Below are 17,020 nucleotides of genomic sequence, written 5' to 3' on the forward strand. Positions count from 1 at the left end.
AACAGTTGAGGAATTAGTTTATAACTAGCTAGGAGGGGAATAATTTCTTCAGACGTTAGAGAACGATCTCCAAGTTGTAAAGTTGTAGTCATATCTAGTTACCTCCCACAATAAAAACTGCCCTGCTGAGTCAAGGGATGAGTATGTTCATCTAAATCTAAAAAGATAGGGAGACAAGAAAAACAACTAATGAGTATTGTCTCTTTCCTGCTCCCTATTGCCGAACTTCTCAAACTCAACCAAGCACTTCATTAAGGTTAAAGATTACCTCGTAATTAGTGTCGCCAGTATACTGATAGACTTGAAGGAAGTAGTCACCAGTCGGGATATCGGTAATTGATTCTGAGGCAGTACCCCAATTGTTGGAAAAGTTTAATACTTCGCCTGGATCGACTATATCATTATAGTTTCGATCTTGAATGAGTCGAATATCAGCATCGTTACTTAATCCGACAAGATTAATATCAGCTCGATAGACATCTGAGCCAGGACGTTCTGGTACAGAGAAAGCATAGGTATCAACCGTATCAGAATCGCCTACTGAATTGTTCAAACGCCACTGATGAGCGTATTCAAAATCAATCTCGAAACCTGTAGGTACAGAAATTAGGTTAGGTGCTGCTGCTGATGAAGGTTGAATTGGAGTTGCCGATAAATCTAGGGTGTAGTCCAAACTGTTATCAAAACCAGTAGCATAAGCGTGAACTCGGGCAAAATAAGTCCCAGCACCAGCTCGATAGTTGATGCCATCATCGCTGTTTCTCCATTCTAGAGAACTAGCAAGTAATAGATCGCTTGTATCAAATACGCCATTATCGTTACTATCTTCATAGAGATACAAATCGGCATCATCACCTATACCTTGACCGAGACCAATGGCAGGAACATCAATCTGAAGGTTGAGATTGATACTGCTGGTTTCATTAAGACTGAAATTGTAGACACGGTCGGTTAGATTTTCATTGAGAGAATTGCTGTCGCTATAAGGGGGATAGTTAGGTGCAACTCCTACAGAGATACTTCCATCAACTGGCGGATCTAATGGTGGAATCACTGGCGGATCTAATGGTGGAATCACTGGCGGATCTAATGGTGGAATCACTGGCGGATCTATTGGATCTGGATTTGGATTAGAACCAAAAGTTACAGTCCAATAATGATTCCAGTTTTGAGTTCCAGTATCATTTTCTAGATAGTAGTAGCCAATACCAATATCATCTGCATTTGGATTTAGAATGGCTTCACGATGCCCCATATTACTATTCATCCAGCCTTGGACGACTGCTTCTGGCGTAGGATAACCTACCCCAAGATTCTCGATTCCTTCTAATGCTGGCGATCCTGAGTAACCCGATTGATTGATCCGGTCTGAAGGAGTGGAATTATTCAAACCCCTATGACTAAATATGTCTTGAAGAGCCATATATTCGCTATGGCTTTCTGCCGCATTGTCTAACTGTAAGTTCCACGACAAAGGACTCAATCCCGCATTAGTACGTTCTTGATTGATGAGATTTAGAACTTCTCGATCGGTTTGATTAATAGTCATTATCATTTCCTCCTTGATTTAGGAAATCATTGGTATTTCTTCTCCTTTTAAATAAATGTTTGTTTGTTTATCTCTGAATCCTTCTAACTTAATTATCGCTCAATTTAAGCAAAATCTGACATAAGTTGTGTTGAAAATTCACAATTATGTGTTATACTGGTAGGTTATACTTTTTTTATAATTGCGTTCTAAATAATAAGCAGAGTTTATTAGCAATAAGTTCATTGAATATGTTATTCGTAGCCTCAAAATTTTTCGGATATTGACCAGCCATATCGCAATAGTCGCCGTCGATTTGGATTACGTTTCAACCTTATCGACTCCAACATTAACAACTAATAAACTAATAACTAACCAAAGCCATATCCTTCGACAATCTGCCATCTTCCATGTGAATGATGCGATCGGCGATATCTAAAATACGGTTGTCGTGTGTTACCAATAAAATCGTACAGCCTTGTTCTTTAGCTAGCTGCTGCATAATCTCGACAATGTTGCGACCAGACTTACTATCCAAGGCTGCGGTAGGTTCGTCTGCCAAGACTAATTGAGGTCTACTAACCAAAGCGCGAGCGATCGCAACCCGTTGTTGTTGTCCTCCCGAAAGATTGTCGGGATAAAAGTTCAGTCTGTCTCCTAGTCCTACTTCTTCTAGGATATGAGTTGTCATCCCACTACGTTGGTCGAATTCGATATGCTGATGTAGTCGAAGGGACATCCGCACATTTTGTTCTACTGTCAGGCAAGATAAAAGATTGTGAGATTGAAAGATAAAACCAATTTGACTGCGAACTTTGACTAATTCTGCCTTACTCGCACCATAAAGTTCTTGTCCTAACACATTGACGCTGCCATTTTGAAGCGATCGCAATCCCCCAATTAGAGTTAGCAAAGTAGTTTTACCGCTACCAGAAGGTCCCGTCATAATTACAATTTCCCCTGCATAGATGTTTAAATCTACGTCAAACAATACGGGTTTGCGTAATTCCCCTTTACCGAAGGCATGATTGAGATTATTAATTGTAACGACTGGTTGAGACATGGTTAGTGCTTAGTGGTTAGTGGTTCGTGACTTTCTATTTTTGACTCCCAAATCACTATTTGCCTAAATTCTGTACGAGTTTGTTCGTCAAGAAATTGTTTTTGCAAGGTTTGCCATTCAAGCCATTTTTGATAGCGAGTTTTCAAGAGTCGATTGGCTAATTTTGGTAGTTTGGCTGAAATTGATGAATTTAAAGCTTTTTCTAGTACTTTTCGCAAGACATAAATATCTTGAATTTGCCCTAAAATCTCTTGGATTTGCTCGATGCGATCGCGATATTGCCAATATGTATCACCGTAAAAGCGATCGAATAATTCTAGGTTATAGCGAGTTTTCTTAGCAGATTTACGCAAACTGTGGAGTAAGACATCTTCACTACTCAATATTTGGGCGATCGCTTCGGGATCTAAAGTCTGAGAAAATTGAATTTGTCCCTCTTTTATTTCCACTCCTACAAACCAGCCAGGATGCAGTAGTAGCTGACTAATTTGAGGTAGAAGTAAATCGGGTAGCAGGGGATAAATAGAACAGTCACCTATTTTTTGATAGACAGGTTTAGCCAACCATCGTTTCAATTCTTGTTTGAGATTTAGATACAGTTTTCCCTTGAGGGTTTTGCGAACTTGCTTTAATTCCCGTTGGCGTTTTCTGCTGAGAGATTTAATTGCTTTATCTAACTTTACTCGTTCGTCTACTGGTAATGACGGTCGGTAATCATTTTGCAATACGGCGAGTAGAACATCCAAATCCCGTAGTTTTCCTAAGGAACGACTAATTTTAGCAATGTTTTTTTCATTTACTACTGCTGGTAAGTCTACCGCTACAGCAAAATTGGCGATCGCACTTCTCAGCCTCCGCATCCCAACGCGCATTTGATGTAAATTTTCTGGATCTTTATCTTGAAGTACTTTTGCTTCGTGCTTAAATATTTTACGACTGTGTTTGGCGATCGCTATATATGCCCATTCTTTTAAAGTAACAGCGTTATCTTGATTAATCATTTTCAATATCCTTTTACTCCTTGGGGGTAAAGTTGGTATTGTCTAACAGTTCTTTCTTAGATTGCTTGAGTTGTTTCCAAAACTTCTTGATTTCATCATAGGTATCTTCGGGACTGATTTTGCCATTTGCTTCTAAACCACAAAGATAAGATACCTGTTGAGCAAATAGTTGTAGATTGGCGTTAAAAGCTAGATTGTTTGGGCTAAATTCACCTTGATAGTTGCCAATAGGATAGAAAAACTCCGCTTTAATTTGGTTGATGTTATTAGAATTTTCAGTCATTTTTTGAGCCTCCTTTCAAATTAAGTACCTAAGCAGAATTATTTGTATATTCCATATTTTCCTAACCCCTAACCCCTAACCCCTAAACCCAATCTCAACTATCCAATTAATTTTGCACAACTACTTAGATTAATGTTTAACACGATTGTTAAGAATGAACCGCAATCATTCACCAAGAATGTAAAGCTCTTAACTGGGATGTTTTTTTCGACTGATGCTTTTCCATACGAGTTAGAACATCATCGAGAATCGTCACAGCCTCAGTAATATAAGCACCCTTATTGAGCATGACGCATTCTGCTCGTTCTGCCATGGCAGCATCGGTCATTTCCGCTCTTGAAGGAGTTCTTTTTTTGACTAAATTTTCTAGCACTTGAGTTGCCCAAATTACAGGAATATGAGCAGCCTGACAAATCCAAAGAATTTCCTCTTGTATTTCTGCCAAACGTTGATAGCCAATTTCTACCGCTAAATCTCCCCTGGCAATCATTACCCCAAAAGGTTGTTTCCCCGCTGCACGGACGATTAATTCGGGTAAATTTTTGACTGCTTCAGGAGTTTCAATTTTTGCCACAATAGCTGGCTTGAAACTATTCCCCCCCAACCTTGTTTTTAATTCTAGCTGAAGTAGTTCTATATCCGTAGCTTGCTGAACAAAAGAGTAACCGATTATGTCTGCATGGGAGGCAATAAAGTCTAAATCCTGTCGATCTTTGCTAGTTAATGGACTGAGGTGGAGATTAGTATCGGGAAAATTAATACCCTTATCAGAACGAAGTTTTTCCCCTTTGCTGCGAGCATGAATAATTTCTAATAGAACCCCTTCGTCTAAGATGGATCTAACTTTCGCACCAATCTTGCCGTCATTAATCCATACTTGATGATTAATTTCTAGCTGGGACAGAATTTCAGGAATCGTACAATTTGCTTGAAAAATTTTGTTGTCAGCCTTAATTGGTACTTCTTTACACAACAACAATTTGTCACCCTGATGCAAACGTTGCTTGTTCTTAGTTAGCAGAATAGTTTCTAAGCGGGGTTTTGGACCTGCAATATCCATATAAACCTGGCAAGATTTTCCTGTTTCCACTTCCGCTTGACGCAGATGGTTAATCATTGACAGCCACTGTTCTGGGCTGTCATGGGCGCAATTAATCCGCATACAGTCTGTGCCTTGCTGAATTAACTCTTTGACTAACTCATAGTTTTTCGCAGCTTCAGTGGGGAGAGTGACCATAATACGTACTTTTCGTTGGTTTGTGGACTTTCCAAAAACCTCTTCTGTATGTTGACCCAAGAGACGATCGCCCGCAAAAAAAGCCTCCAGTGATGGACGTTGAGGTAAAAGTTGGGGATCTTGATGGCAGACTGCACCTAAAGTAGCGATCGCAGCATCTAAATTAGGTAAAACCCTTGCTTCGATACGTCCCAGAGAAGATAAACCCCAAGGCATTAAAGCCAGCTGAAGATGCCGTAGATCTTCGTGTCTCAAAGCCAAATAATAAGCTAAATTCAAGATACTATCGGTAAATGACTGACGAGTAATTGAAGGTTGCCAGCCACGAAAGATTTTTTCTCCTTCGTAAATTACCGTTTGCCTTATTCTTTGTAATTCCTTGAGTAATATTTGGGGTTCGGTGGGTATATTCAGACTGAAATTCTGCTTGGGAGCAAGATAGGTTTCCATTGTCTCTATACTTTAAGTTTAAATTGTTAATCAAAATTTGGAGAATTTGTCAGGATAGTTAACGGTTGGTAGCTTCAGAATTAACCAAAACGACCGCTGACATAATCATGAGTAACTTGTTTTTGGGGATTTTGAAAAATTGTTTTAGTAGAAGCGTACTCGGCTAGATAACCAGTTTTATCTCCTTTATCGTTGGTTTCGACATAGAAAAAACCAGTAAAGTTGGAAACCCGCGAAGCTTGCTGCATATTATGAGTCACGATCACGATCGTATATTTTTCTTTGAGTTGATACATTAACTCTTCAATTTTCATGGTCGAGATGGGATCGAGAGCCGAACAAGGTTCGTCCATCAACAAAATTTCGGGTTCTACGGCGATCGCTCTTGCTATGCATAAACGCTGCTGCTGTCCGCCAGAGAGATCGAGACCGCTAGTATGGAGTTTGTCTTTTACTTCATCCCATAAGAAAGCCTGGCGCAGCGATCGCTCTACCAATTCATCCATATTGCCTCGATACCCATTTACCCTGGCACCATAGGCAATATTATTGTAAATAGTTTTAGGGTAAGGATTGGGTTTTTGAAATACCATGCCAATCTTACGACGCAGAATCACGGCATCAACATTAGAACCATAGAGATTAGTTTTGTGGAAAGATATGATGCCCTCAACTTTTGTACCTGGTATTAGGTCATTCATACGGTTAAAACATCTCAATAATGTGGTTTTGCCACATCCAGAAGGTCCAATGAAAGCAGTGATATTGTTTTTAGGAATGTCGAGAGAGACATTTTTAACTGCTAAAAAATCTCCATAAAAAACGGAGACATCATCTGCTTTGATAATAATTTCATTACTAAACGCGGAACTAGCATTGGAAATAGGTGTAAGTTTATTCATGATTTCGACCTATTTTTCAATTGTTGTCGTTAACTGTTAGCGTTCGATTGGCGATCGCCGATTGTTTCACAATCTAAAAGTTCTCTTTTCGATTGTTTTAGCTGATTCCAAAGCTTTTCAAGCTTGAAATAGGTTTTTTCTGGAGTAATTTTGCCGTTTGCTTCCAAATTACACAGATAAGATACCTGATGATAAAATTCTTGTAAATTAGCATTGAATGCCAAGTTTCCAGGGGTAAATTTACCTCGATAATTATTGGTAGGATAAAAAAATTTGTTTTTAATATTTTGTAATTCTTGCGACATTTAAAATCCTCCAACATTAATTGCTTTCAATTTCGATCTTGCAGAAATAAGTTGAGGAATTTGTGAGTAATATTTTTAGTGGTTAGTATAGACAAGCGTCAAGGTGTAAGTTTATTGAATGAAGGCGATTGCGTCCTAAAGGATACCCCCATTCGAGGGCGACCGAAGGAAGTGCCTGTGGTGCAAGCCGCTCCGCATAAAGCTAGCCGTAGGCATCGCTTTTATGGGCAGAAATAATGACCGAGAGGGATGCCGAGGAAACTTCAGCATATCCAATCGAGGTGTTGACAGTGGCGTATCTTCAATCGGACTTTCTCCGACATCTACTTTTATTAACGCGATCGCATTATTGTCTTACTTTGCTCATTTTCTTTCTATTCATGCAAGAGGTCTATTATTTTTTCTGGCTAAAGTTGTATGGTTTATAACCAATAAATTAATAGATTCAGAACGGTTAAGAAGAAACGGTAAGAAGCAAAGAAAATTAAGTATCTAAAAATAAAACCAAAGACAGATTTAGATTGATAGTTAATATTTTAGAGTATCAATATTATCGACTCATAATATTTCTATGACTATTTCTGCTTGTACCGAAGAACTTTTAAGCTTTCAGTCTTTAAAAAGACTAAATATTATTAATTATTTTGATACGATTAATCGCGAAGAATTTGATCGCACTGCCGCTTTGTTTGCCGAATCTGGAAAATTGCTAGCACCCTTTGAAAATCCGATTGTGGGTAGATCTGCGATCGCTTCTTATTTGAGAAAAGAAGCTAAGGGAATGAAGTTATCACCCAATACAGCAAAAGTTAGCGATATTCTCTCCGATCGAAAACAAATTAACGTGCTGGGAAAAGTACAAACATCGTTGTTCGCAGTGAATGTGGGATGGTACTTTACTGTAGATTGTAACGATAAGATTCTTACTGCCAGAATTAAACTATTAGCCTCTCCTCAAGAATTATTAGGATTAAAGAAAATTCAAGATTCATAATCTATCGATAGTCAAATAATTACCCTGAATTTTATCTATCTTTATGGGGTTATTCACAATTATAAATAAATGTAAATTAGTAATAATAGTTTAGAACTAAAACTATTGGAAATAAAAAAACAAAAGGAAAATAAATAATATGGCTACAGCTACATCAGAGCAAAGTATCAGTCGTGCGGTCGGCAGCTACACAAATCTATCTACAGATGAAAAGTTAGCTCTACTTTGGTATGTTTACACCAAAATGGGCACTTCTGTAACTCCCGCAGCCCCAGGGGCAGCATCTGATGAAATTGCTCAAGGATTGTTCGACCAAGTAAAAGAGCTATCCTTTGAAGAACAAATGGCGGTGCAACGTAAAATTATTGAAGGACAAGATAGCCTCATCTCTCGCGAATATGGTTCTCTTAGGGAGAATACAAAACTGTACTTCTGGTATCGTTTAGCACAAGGAATGGAAGCAGGAACGATTATTCCCGTACCCGATAATTACGAACCTAATGGTGCGGTCACAAAGCTTCTATCTCAAATTGAATTAATGGAATTTGAGCAACAAATTACTTTCTTAAGAGAGGTAGTCGCTTTTGCTGGTGCAGAACCAAAATCTGGTGCAGAAGTATAGGATTCAAAACTTAACTTACTAAGATTTTAGATTGAGTTTTACATCCATTCATTACTATGAGTGGGTGCTTTAATATTTTCTGAGTACCGATACTTCAAATGCTGCTAAAGTTTTGGGTAGTTGGATTATTTTAGCTTTTTCTCTAGTATTAGAAACCAAAACTTGCCAATTATCTAGTGAGATATGTTCGTTTATAATTAAGTCTTGTTCGTAAGTAAAATTAATTAAGATTAAGACTCGTTATGCTTTGGTTTCTCTGACATAAACTAATTGTTCGTAAGGATAATCAATTAAAGTTCTCCAACTACCAATTCGTAATGCTTCATTATTTTTTTAGCTTTGATTAATTGCCGATAGAAATTTAAAATTGAATTGGGATTTTTTAGTTGTTGGTTAGAAGTATGATTGATAACTAGATCGAGAATTACTTTAATATTTCTTTGATGACATTCACCTACAAGATTTTCAAAATCTTGTAAACTACAAAATTTTTCATTGATCTTGTAATAATCGCTATGAAATATTTACCTAAGCCCAGGAATTATTATTAAAAAATATTAGGTTTTACCGCAATAAATTATCACTATAGATAGATTAAATTCCTTTAATTACTAGTTAAATTAATAGAAAATTGAACAATAAGCAACTTATGGAAAGCGACAATAAAAAAGTAATTGCCCGTACTAATCCCGATAATGCAGAATTAGGAAAAGGCGCGCCAGGAAACCAAATAGGAGTGCAAACAGCGCAGACTACAGCAGTTAATCCCTCTGACATGGTAATATCTTCTGGTGCTGACCGAGAATTAAACAAAGAACAAATTCATAATTTGAAGTCTCAAGAAGCAGAAACTGGTGTTAGTACGACTGATGGCTATATTCTTGATGAATCTGGACGTATGGACAATTATGCTGTCGAACCAGAAATATATATAGAAAAATAAACCGTTGTGCGACGCAAATAACAAATAAAGACCGCCAAAATAGGGTCTTTATTTGTTATCGTATCTACTAACTAAAATTAAAACACCTCTGCAGGATCGGCAGATTGCAGTTTGCGAATGGCGATCGCTCTAATCTTTTTTCACGACTTCCTCAAAGTTTTGCTGTATCTAGAGAAATATACAGTTAGAAACAGCTAACGCGATCGTGTCGTCTAAAAATCTTTGCTTAATTATTGGTTTGGCAACTATTATTGCCTCTACTTTGCATATTCTGTCCGATGTTCTCGAAGTATTTAGCGGTGGTTTTTCTGCGGAGCAATTATGGATTAACTATGTTGCTTTTCTACCAATTCCTTTTATAACGATCGGTTTGTATGCTTTGCAGCGTCATCGTTCTGGCTGGATGAGCTTGACTGGCGCGATCCGAAGGCTACGCGGAGCGTAATCGCTTATGGAACGTCTTTTATATTCTTTTCTGGGACAACTTTGTATGCTTTGATAGCTAAAACGGCAGACTACTCTACCTTAATTGAAGAATTAGGCAGTATCTATACTTTTTTTGGCGGATTAATGGTCATCGGAGGAATCTTGTTTGGCATTGGAGTAATTAAAGCTAAAGTTTTACTGAAATGGACGGGGTGGTTATTAATATGCGGAGTTGGTTTAAATCTTGTCTTTAGTCTGCTGGCATTTCCCGATCTGAGTCAAATCATCGGCAGCATGGTTAGAAACATTGCTTTTATTGGCATGGGAATAGCTATTCTCAGAACCAGAAAATCCCTTCGCTCCTCTGTATTTTTCAACAAGAGAGAAGTACCTAACAATAGTCATTAGAGCAAACTTATGAAGGCAATTATTTACACAAAATACGGCTCGCCAGATGTTCTACAACTCAAAGAGGTAGCAAAACCTACTCCCCAAGACGACGAATTACTAGTCAAAATTCATGCCACGACGGTAAATCGAACTGACTGCGCTACAGTCAGAGCTAAACCATTTTTTATGAGAATAGTTACGGGTTTATTCAAGCCGAAAAAACAAACTCCTGGAACTGAATTTGCGGGAGAAGTTGCAGCGGTTGGCAAAAACGTATCGTCATTAAAAGTAGGAGATAGAATATTTGGGTTTGATGATGAGGGTGTGGAATCTCAAGCCCAATATATGGCAATACCAGAAGATAAAGCAGTAACCATACCAGACAGTTTATCCTACAAGAAAGCTGCGCCAAGTTTTGAAGGCGCGCATTATGCTTATAACTTCATCAATAAAGTGAATCTCCACTCAGGACAAACTGCTCTAGTAAATGGTGCAACGGGGGCAATTGGTTCGGCTACGATGCAACTGTTAAAACATTTTAATGTCAAGGTTACGGCGGTATGCAGTACCAAAAACATTGAGTTAGTTAAGTCATTAGGAGCGGATCGAATAATCGACTATACGAAGGAAGACTTTACTAAAGACAAACAAAAGTATGATTTGGTTTTAGATGCTGTGGGCAAAAGTTCATTTTTTAAATGCCAGCATCTCTTAAAACCAGGAGGAATTTATATCTCCTCTGACTTGGGATTTATGGCTCAAAATCTTTTTTTACCTTTAATAACACCAATTCTCAAACCAATAATCGATCGCAAGACAGTAATTTTTCCCAATCCTACAGATATTCGGGGAAGTTTACTATTAATCAAAAGTCTCATCGAACAAGATAAATTTAAAGCAGTAATTGATCGAGAACTCCCTTTAGAACAAATAGTCGAGGCATATAAATATGTCGAACAGGGACACAAAATAGGTAATGTAGTCATCGCAGTGGAGCATAACGACAGAACCTAACAACTTAGAAAGCATTTTCCAATCTGAAAAGAAATCGAAGTATATCGATAAGAAATTCAAACAAGCGATCGCGATCGAGCTATCCGAATTGGAATAATTACAATAATAAGAGAATTAGAAATGAACGGGAACAGAAAGACGGCGATAATTGTAGGGGTTTTGTTTATTACAGCAACTCTCGCAACATCAATAAGTCAAGTTCTCTTAAATCCAATTCTAGAAACTTCAAATTTTCTGGTGCATATTGGAGCAAATAGCGATCAGTTCGTTCTAGGAGTCTTGCTAGAATTAGTTAATGCACTGGCAAGTGCGGGTATTGCGATCGCAATCTTTCCAGTTCTCAAAAAATCCAGTGAAGGGATCGCCATTGGCTATGTTAGTTTTAGAGCTATTGAGGCAACTATTGGTGTTGTTGCTGCAACCAAGCTGCTTTCATTACTAACGCTGAGTCAGACATATACCATTGCAGGAAATCCCTTAACTTCAGAAAGTAAAAATTTAAGTGCTTATTTACTTGCAGCACATGATTGGACTTTTGTGATGCTCCTAATCGTATTTAGCCTGGGTGCTTTGCTGCTATATCCTGTCTTATACAATTCTCAACTCGTTCCCCGAATCATCTCCATCTGGAGTCTTGTTGGTGCAATAATGTTGCTGACAGCAAATTTGCTAATCTTGTTTGGCTACACCAATATTAATTCAGCGATCGACAATCTTTTGTCTTTGTCGATTGGATTGAATGAAATGATTTTAGCAGTGTGGCTGATAGCGAAAGGATTTAATTTATCTGCGATCAACCACTAACTCCAAACCCCGAACCCCGAACTAAAACACCTCTGCAGGATCAGCAGATTGCAGTTTACGTATAGCGATCGCCCCAGAAGCAGAACACATCACAATGGTTAAGAAAAATACCCGTGAAGCAACCTCTGTTCCCATTGCTAACGGCATTTGAGTCAATGCTTCGAGTAAACCATACATCCCCACAGAAAAGCCAAACCCAGGAATAAAGCCCAATACAGCCAGAATAATCGCTTCTTGGAAAACTACTATTAACAAGCTGCGATCGGGATAACCCATTGCTTTGAGGGTGGCATATTCTGCTAAATGGTCGTTAACGTCGGCAAATAGAACCTGATAGACAATTACGACTCCGACGATAAAGCCCATCACCACGCCGAAGTTAAAGATCGTTCCTGCGGGGTGATTTTGCTCCCAAAATTCTTTTTCAGCAGCAATAAATTCTTCGTGAGTCATGACAGCAACGTCAGCAGGTAGGCTAACACTAACTTTTTGCTTGACTGTTTCTATCTCTGCACTAGTGTCAACTTTTAGTACCCCTACCGTTACATTATCAATGCTATCCTTACCGTACAACCGCAGATAATTCCAATCGCTAGTAATCAGATAGCCTTCGGTAAAAAGGGTGCTACCTAAAGTAAACATCCCGCCAACGCTAATTCTACGGTTTGATATTTCCGTAGTAACTGGTTTTCCTTGCGCCAAAGTTGCGGCAATTGGTCCTAAATCTGGTCGCGCTAGGCGATCTACCAATACCTTATCTGGTAGTTTGATCTGTTCTAGTTGTTGGTTGACTTCTGGCAAATTTAAGACAGGATGGGCGGGATCGAATGCCAAAATCGCTACGCTGGTTACTTTCTTTTCCCAGGGATTAATCCAGCCAGCATTAGCATAATAAAAAGGACGAGCCGAAGTAATTCCTTTGACAGCAGCAGCTTGATAGAGATGACGATGGTCAAAATTTTGACCATCAATGAGAGTTTTTGCCCTAGCACTCACTAAAAATAGATCGCCATCGAGATGTTCGTGAATGCGAGTAACACCACCAAATAGGCTATTGTAAAATCCAAGCTGCATAAAAATCAGAATATCGGCAAAAGCTATCCCTGCGATCGCAACTGTAGTACGCACTTTTTGATGGCTTAATTGCGCCCAACCCAAAGGAGGTTCTTTAGTGAATTTTTTTAGTAGGGTTTTGAGAGACATGGTTAGTAGTTAGTAGTTTGTAGGGGCGGTTCGCCCTAAAGGATTAGCTTCGCGTCCGAACCGCAAGTATGGTGGTTAGTGGTTGTTGAATATTATTTATTCGAGAGACTGTTTTTATTTGCCAACAAGAAACCACAATGAATAGGCAATTGTCCAAATAGCGATCGCAAACATGGTGGGAAAGAAAACTGCTACAATTTTTAAATCTTTGGGAGTGCCAATTTTGATACCTTCCTGGTTTAAGCTCAACAATTTTGCCACCTCTCTTCCCGCTGTATCTAGGTAAATACCAGCAGCGATTAAAGATAAATACTGCCACCAAGGATTATTAATCAGCATCAAGACACCAGATGCCATAAGTGTCCAAAGTACAAAAAAGTCCCATCTTGCGGCATTAGTTTCTGCTCGTCGAAATAAGGGATCTGTTCCTTCGCTTTTTTCCTGCAAACCTAATCTTTGAGCGAGGGGATAATTAATTGCCGAAATTGTTTGTCCGAGCCAACCAAAGCCCCCAAACAGCACGCAGATAATCCCTAATACTATTCTCATTTTCTTATCTCCTTGTGCGATTTACAGACAGTAAATGATGTCGAAGTGAATAAATGTCCAGATAATATATGCCAACCCGACCAGAATCCCAGAGGGAAAGACGATAAACCAATTTAGATTGATGTTTGGTCGGTTAAATCTTAGGCTGGTTGCCGTGGTCATGGTGTTAGCCCAAACAAACCAGAAACTGACTAATGCCAGCAGATAGTAACCCCAACGAGGCGCAAAAAATACTAGAATAATGCTCGCAATGCTTAATGGACAAGCCAGCACTAAGTCAGCGAAAGCAATACCATAATGGATTTTCTGCTCGTGCCAGTCATCTTTCGAGCCATCAGGATTTTTAATGGCTTTACCCTTTAATACCATTGCCTGCCAACCTCCAAGCAACAGGGTATAGGCACTAATCAGTGCCATCAAAATATATAAACTAATTTGCGAGACCAAGGATAACGTTTGCATCTTATTCCCCAGTAAAGTTTTAACCTGCTTTCGATCTTTTTGTTTAGATATACATTTTGCTTGAGATATGCAAAAGCCAAGTTTTTAAGTTATTTGGAGGTTATTTTTCGGCTATGACTAACATTTCAAAATCTTCAGTGGTTAGCGAATCTTGACGGCTGAAAGCACCAAGTTTTGCCCCAAAAATATCAATTACTTTAAAATCGAGTGTGGTTAAAAGCCAAGTTATTTCCGAGGGAACATAATACCGTTCATTGCATTCCAGTTCTTTGACGTTACCAAGATCGTCCTCAATTTGGATCGTATGGCGATCGCGAAACGTCATTAGATCGAAGGAATTATTATCGTATTGAGCATTTCCTGATTCACCAGCCGAAGCCATAAATTCTTTAACTGAATGAAATAGAGGAAACAAGCCATTTAAGGTAGTAAAGATTAATTTTCCTTGGGGCTTCAAAGCGTTGCTGGCATTGCGAAGAATTTGGAAATTCATTTCATCGGTTTCCATTAAGGAAAAACCCCCCTCGCAAAGCATAATTACTAAATCGAATTCATTCGTATAGGTAAGTTTTCTCGCGTCTTGCTGTGCAAAATTAATGGTTAAGTTCTCTGCCGATGCTTTTTCTTTTGCTCTAATTAACTGAGATTCTGAGAGATCGATTCCCGTAACGTTATATCCTCTGGTTGCCAATTCAATTGCGTGTCTGCCAGTGCCACAGCCAATATCTAAGATCCGCGTATTTTTATTGTAATTTATCTCTCGTTCGATAAAATCACATTCTCCAATTGTGCCTCGAACAAAACTCTCGCGATCGTATTTCTGGGCATAGTTGGTAAATAATTCTTCGTACCACTGTTTCATTGTATTTTCTCCATCGATATTTGCGATTGTCTCACTACCCACCAATTAAAATACATCTGCTGGATCGGCAGCTTGCAGTTTGCGAATGGCGATCGCAGCCGAAACCAAGCACATTAAAACGGTAAGAATAAAAACCTGTGAGACAACCCCAAATCGCATTGGTATGGGAATCCGCGTTAAATATCCCAATAGAGCATAGATACCTGCCGAACCAATAAACCCAGGAACAAAGCCCAAAACACCGAGAATTATGCCCTCTTGGAAAACAACCATCAACAGATTTCGATCTGAGTAGCCCATCGCTTTGAGAGTGGCATACTCGGCTAGATGGTCGTTGACATCAGCGTGCAATACTTCATAAACAATCACCACCCCCGTAAAAAATCCCATCACCACACCAAAGTTAAATAGGATACCACCAGGAACTTCAGCCCAGTAATCTTCTTCTGCTTTGATATATTCTCGATGGGTCATCACCTCCACATCTTGGGGTAAATATGCCTGGACTTTGCTCTTGACGGTTTCTAGGTCTACTCCTGGCTGAAGCGTAAGAATGCCAACACTTAAATTCTCAATGCTATCCGCACCAAACAAACGCAGATAATTCCAGTCACTGGTGACAAGGTGTCCGTCGATAAAGATCGTGCTGCCCATGGTAAAAATACCACCAACCTTAACTCTAGTTCCCGATATTTCGGTAGTAACGGTTTTTCCTCGCTCAAAAGACTCAGGTACAGAACCCAACTTAGGAAGAGATAGGCTGTCAAACAGAACTGTATTAGGCAGCTTGATTTGTTCTAACTGTTGGTTTATTTCTGGTAAGCCGACTACCGAACGGACGGGATCGAAAGCAATTACGCCTACGCTACTTATTTTCTGATTCCAAGGATTAATCCAACTACCGAAAGAGAAGTATAGCGGATCGGCAGATGCTACGCCATCGATGGCTTCAGCTTGAAACAAATGACGGCGATCGAATGTCTGACCATCACCCAAAAATTCCGAACGGTTGCTGACGATAAATAAGTCCCCACGCAGTTGTTTGTGAAGATTGGTCGCCCCACCAAACATACTCATCCTGAACCCCTGCATGGTGAATATCATAATATCGGCAGAGGCAATAGCAATCAAAGCTACCAACAGGCGCACTTTTTGATGCCAAAGTTGCGTCAAACCCAAAGGAGGTTCTTTGGTGAATTTTTTTAGTAGAGTTTTGAGTGGCATAGGTTAGTAGTTAGTGGTTAGTGGTTGGTAGATATCGGGTTATTTTTGGGATTAATAAGATTAGTGGTTAGTAGTTAGTTGGTGCTTTGGATAGATCTAATTTTGAGAAGTTGGAAGTTTATCAGTTGTCCGAGCGTTTGGCGGATGAGATCTGGGCGATCGCAAGCAAGTGGCAATATTTTGAGAAGGATACAGTAGGGAAACAAATAGTTCGTTCTGCTGATAGTGTTGGTGCAAACATAGCAGAAGGCAACGGACGTTATAGCTACAAGGATAATCAGCGTTTTGTTCGGATTGCTAGAGGTTCTTTAAATGAAACTAGACATTGGTTGAGAAGAGCTTATACTCGTAAGTTATTAACTACAGAAGAAATTGACAAATTGAAACCAATTATCGAAGAACTCACTCTAAAACTCAATGGCTACCTCCGATACCTAAAAAACTCCTCAACTAACAACTAACGACTAACAACTAACGACTATCCAAATTAATCTTTACCCTCACCTGCAAATTAGTTAACCCTGCTACTTTCTCACTATCTTGAGGATCGAGACGCACTTTGACTTCTACGACTCTTGCATCTTTATCCGCAGCAGGATCGGATTCTAGGATGTCTTGTTTTTTGATTTGTAACCCTACGTGGTCTACTGTTCCTTGTAGTTTTCCCTCAAAGCCACCGTGTTCGCTCACAATTGTCGCAGGTTGTCCCACTTTTACCATGCCGACATCGGTTTCGTAGACTTCGGCGATCGCATACA

The 17,020-nt window shown here is 39.2% G+C and carries 21 protein-coding genes and 1 pseudogene; 8 read left to right on the forward strand and 14 right to left on the reverse strand.

Annotated elements, in window-relative coordinates; all coding sequences use genetic code 11:
- Window positions 1-235: 235 nt before the first annotated feature.
- The 7 genes from AC33VI_RS20385 to AC33VI_RS20415 form a co-directional block, all read right to left on the reverse strand.
- Window positions 236-1,549: a CAP domain-containing protein gene (locus AC33VI_RS20385; RefSeq protein WP_491784095.1), complete on the reverse strand. Its 1,314-nt coding sequence runs from the start codon at window positions 1,547-1,549 to the stop codon at window positions 236-238.
- 343 nt (window positions 1,550-1,892) lie between these two features.
- Window positions 1,893-2,591: a DevA family ABC transporter ATP-binding protein gene (locus tag AC33VI_RS20390; protein WP_491784096.1), complete on the reverse strand. Its 699-nt coding sequence runs from the start codon at window positions 2,589-2,591 to the stop codon at window positions 1,893-1,895.
- 2 nt (window positions 2,592-2,593) lie between these two features.
- Window positions 2,594-3,592 (reverse strand): CHAD domain-containing protein, encoded by a 999-nt coding sequence (locus AC33VI_RS20395; protein ID WP_491784097.1) that lies wholly within the window; start codon window positions 3,590-3,592, stop codon window positions 2,594-2,596.
- Window positions 3,593-3,605: 13 nt separating this feature from the next.
- Window positions 3,606-3,875: a DUF7219 family protein gene (locus AC33VI_RS20400; protein WP_491784098.1), complete on the reverse strand. Its 270-nt coding sequence runs from the start codon at window positions 3,873-3,875 to the stop codon at window positions 3,606-3,608.
- Window positions 3,876-4,044: 169 nt separating this feature from the next.
- Window positions 4,045-5,562 carry a pyruvate kinase gene (locus AC33VI_RS20405; protein WP_491784099.1) on the reverse strand — a complete coding sequence of 506 codons (1,518 nt, stop codon included), beginning with the start codon at window positions 5,560-5,562 and terminating at the stop codon, window positions 4,045-4,047.
- Window positions 5,563-5,642: 80 nt separating this feature from the next.
- Window positions 5,643-6,464, reverse strand: a complete 822-nt coding sequence (gene pstB, locus AC33VI_RS20410) for a phosphate ABC transporter ATP-binding protein PstB (protein ID WP_491784100.1) — start codon at window positions 6,462-6,464, stop codon at window positions 5,643-5,645.
- 29 nt (window positions 6,465-6,493) lie between these two features.
- Window positions 6,494-6,769: a DUF7219 family protein gene (locus AC33VI_RS20415; protein ID WP_491784101.1), complete on the reverse strand. Its 276-nt coding sequence runs from the start codon at window positions 6,767-6,769 to the stop codon at window positions 6,494-6,496.
- 571 nt (window positions 6,770-7,340) lie between these two features.
- Between AC33VI_RS20415 and AC33VI_RS20420 the strand changes: the two genes are divergently transcribed.
- Entirely contained in the window at window positions 7,341-7,763 is a 423-nt protein-coding gene (locus AC33VI_RS20420) for a nuclear transport factor 2 family protein (RefSeq protein ID WP_491784102.1), read from the forward strand.
- A 139-nt stretch (window positions 7,764-7,902) separates the two neighbouring features.
- Window positions 7,903-8,385, forward strand: coding sequence for an orange carotenoid protein N-terminal domain-containing protein (locus tag AC33VI_RS20425; RefSeq protein WP_491784103.1), 483 nt, complete (start codon window positions 7,903-7,905; stop codon window positions 8,383-8,385).
- A gap of 290 nt (window positions 8,386-8,675) precedes the next feature.
- Here AC33VI_RS20425 and AC33VI_RS20430 read toward each other — a convergent pair whose 3' ends face one another.
- Window positions 8,676-8,909: an alpha-amylase family glycosyl hydrolase gene (locus AC33VI_RS20430; RefSeq protein ID WP_491784115.1), complete on the reverse strand. Its 234-nt coding sequence runs from the start codon at window positions 8,907-8,909 to the stop codon at window positions 8,676-8,678.
- Window positions 8,910-9,034: 125 nt separating this feature from the next.
- Here AC33VI_RS20430 and AC33VI_RS20435 point away from each other — a divergent pair, with 125 nt between their 5' ends.
- From AC33VI_RS20435 to AC33VI_RS20455, 5 genes are all read left to right on the forward strand, one after another.
- Window positions 9,035-9,328, forward strand: coding sequence for a hypothetical protein (locus tag AC33VI_RS20435; protein WP_491784104.1), 294 nt, complete (start codon window positions 9,035-9,037; stop codon window positions 9,326-9,328).
- A gap of 205 nt (window positions 9,329-9,533) precedes the next feature.
- Window positions 9,534-9,773, forward strand: a complete 240-nt coding sequence (locus AC33VI_RS20440) for a hypothetical protein (protein ID WP_491784105.1) — start codon at window positions 9,534-9,536, stop codon at window positions 9,771-9,773.
- 41 nt (window positions 9,774-9,814) lie between these two features.
- Window positions 9,815-10,162: a hypothetical protein gene (locus tag AC33VI_RS20445; RefSeq protein WP_491784106.1), complete on the forward strand. Its 348-nt coding sequence runs from the start codon at window positions 9,815-9,817 to the stop codon at window positions 10,160-10,162.
- A 9-nt stretch (window positions 10,163-10,171) separates the two neighbouring features.
- On the forward strand, window positions 10,172-11,158 hold the full coding sequence (locus AC33VI_RS20450; protein WP_491784107.1) for an NAD(P)-dependent alcohol dehydrogenase: 987 nt from the start codon (window positions 10,172-10,174) through the stop codon (window positions 11,156-11,158).
- A gap of 120 nt (window positions 11,159-11,278) precedes the next feature.
- Window positions 11,279-11,962, forward strand: coding sequence for a DUF4386 domain-containing protein (locus AC33VI_RS20455; RefSeq protein WP_491784108.1), 684 nt, complete (start codon window positions 11,279-11,281; stop codon window positions 11,960-11,962).
- Between the two features lie 21 nt (window positions 11,963-11,983).
- Here the strand turns inward: AC33VI_RS20455 and devC (AC33VI_RS20460) are convergent, their stop codons facing one another.
- The 5 genes from devC (AC33VI_RS20460) to devC (AC33VI_RS20480) form a co-directional block, all read right to left on the reverse strand.
- The gene (gene devC, locus AC33VI_RS20460) at window positions 11,984-13,165 is read right to left on the reverse strand and encodes an ABC transporter permease DevC (protein WP_491784109.1); all 1,182 of its coding nucleotides are present in this window, start codon (window positions 13,163-13,165) and stop codon (window positions 11,984-11,986) included.
- Between the two features lie 114 nt (window positions 13,166-13,279).
- Complete coding sequence (locus AC33VI_RS20465; RefSeq protein ID WP_491784110.1) at window positions 13,280-13,714, reverse strand: hypothetical protein; 435 nt, start codon at window positions 13,712-13,714, stop codon at window positions 13,280-13,282.
- A gap of 21 nt (window positions 13,715-13,735) precedes the next feature.
- Window positions 13,736-14,176: a hypothetical protein gene (locus tag AC33VI_RS20470; protein WP_491784111.1), complete on the reverse strand. Its 441-nt coding sequence runs from the start codon at window positions 14,174-14,176 to the stop codon at window positions 13,736-13,738.
- Between the two features lie 100 nt (window positions 14,177-14,276).
- Complete coding sequence (locus AC33VI_RS20475; protein ID WP_491784112.1) at window positions 14,277-15,038, reverse strand: class I SAM-dependent methyltransferase; 762 nt, start codon at window positions 15,036-15,038, stop codon at window positions 14,277-14,279.
- 45 nt (window positions 15,039-15,083) lie between these two features.
- The gene (gene devC, locus AC33VI_RS20480) at window positions 15,084-16,262 is read right to left on the reverse strand and encodes an ABC transporter permease DevC (protein WP_491784113.1); all 1,179 of its coding nucleotides are present in this window, start codon (window positions 16,260-16,262) and stop codon (window positions 15,084-15,086) included.
- 86 nt (window positions 16,263-16,348) lie between these two features.
- On the opposite strand from devC (AC33VI_RS20480), the gene AC33VI_RS20485 reads away from it, so the two are divergent.
- Window positions 16,349-16,723, forward strand: coding sequence for a four helix bundle protein (locus tag AC33VI_RS20485; protein WP_491784114.1), 375 nt, complete (start codon window positions 16,349-16,351; stop codon window positions 16,721-16,723).
- Between the two features lie 10 nt (window positions 16,724-16,733).
- Here AC33VI_RS20485 and AC33VI_RS20490 read toward each other — a convergent pair.
- Window positions 16,734-17,020, reverse strand: a pseudogene (locus AC33VI_RS20490) (HlyD family secretion protein); the annotation flags it as partial.

The organism is Waterburya sp., from assembly GCF_058530065.1.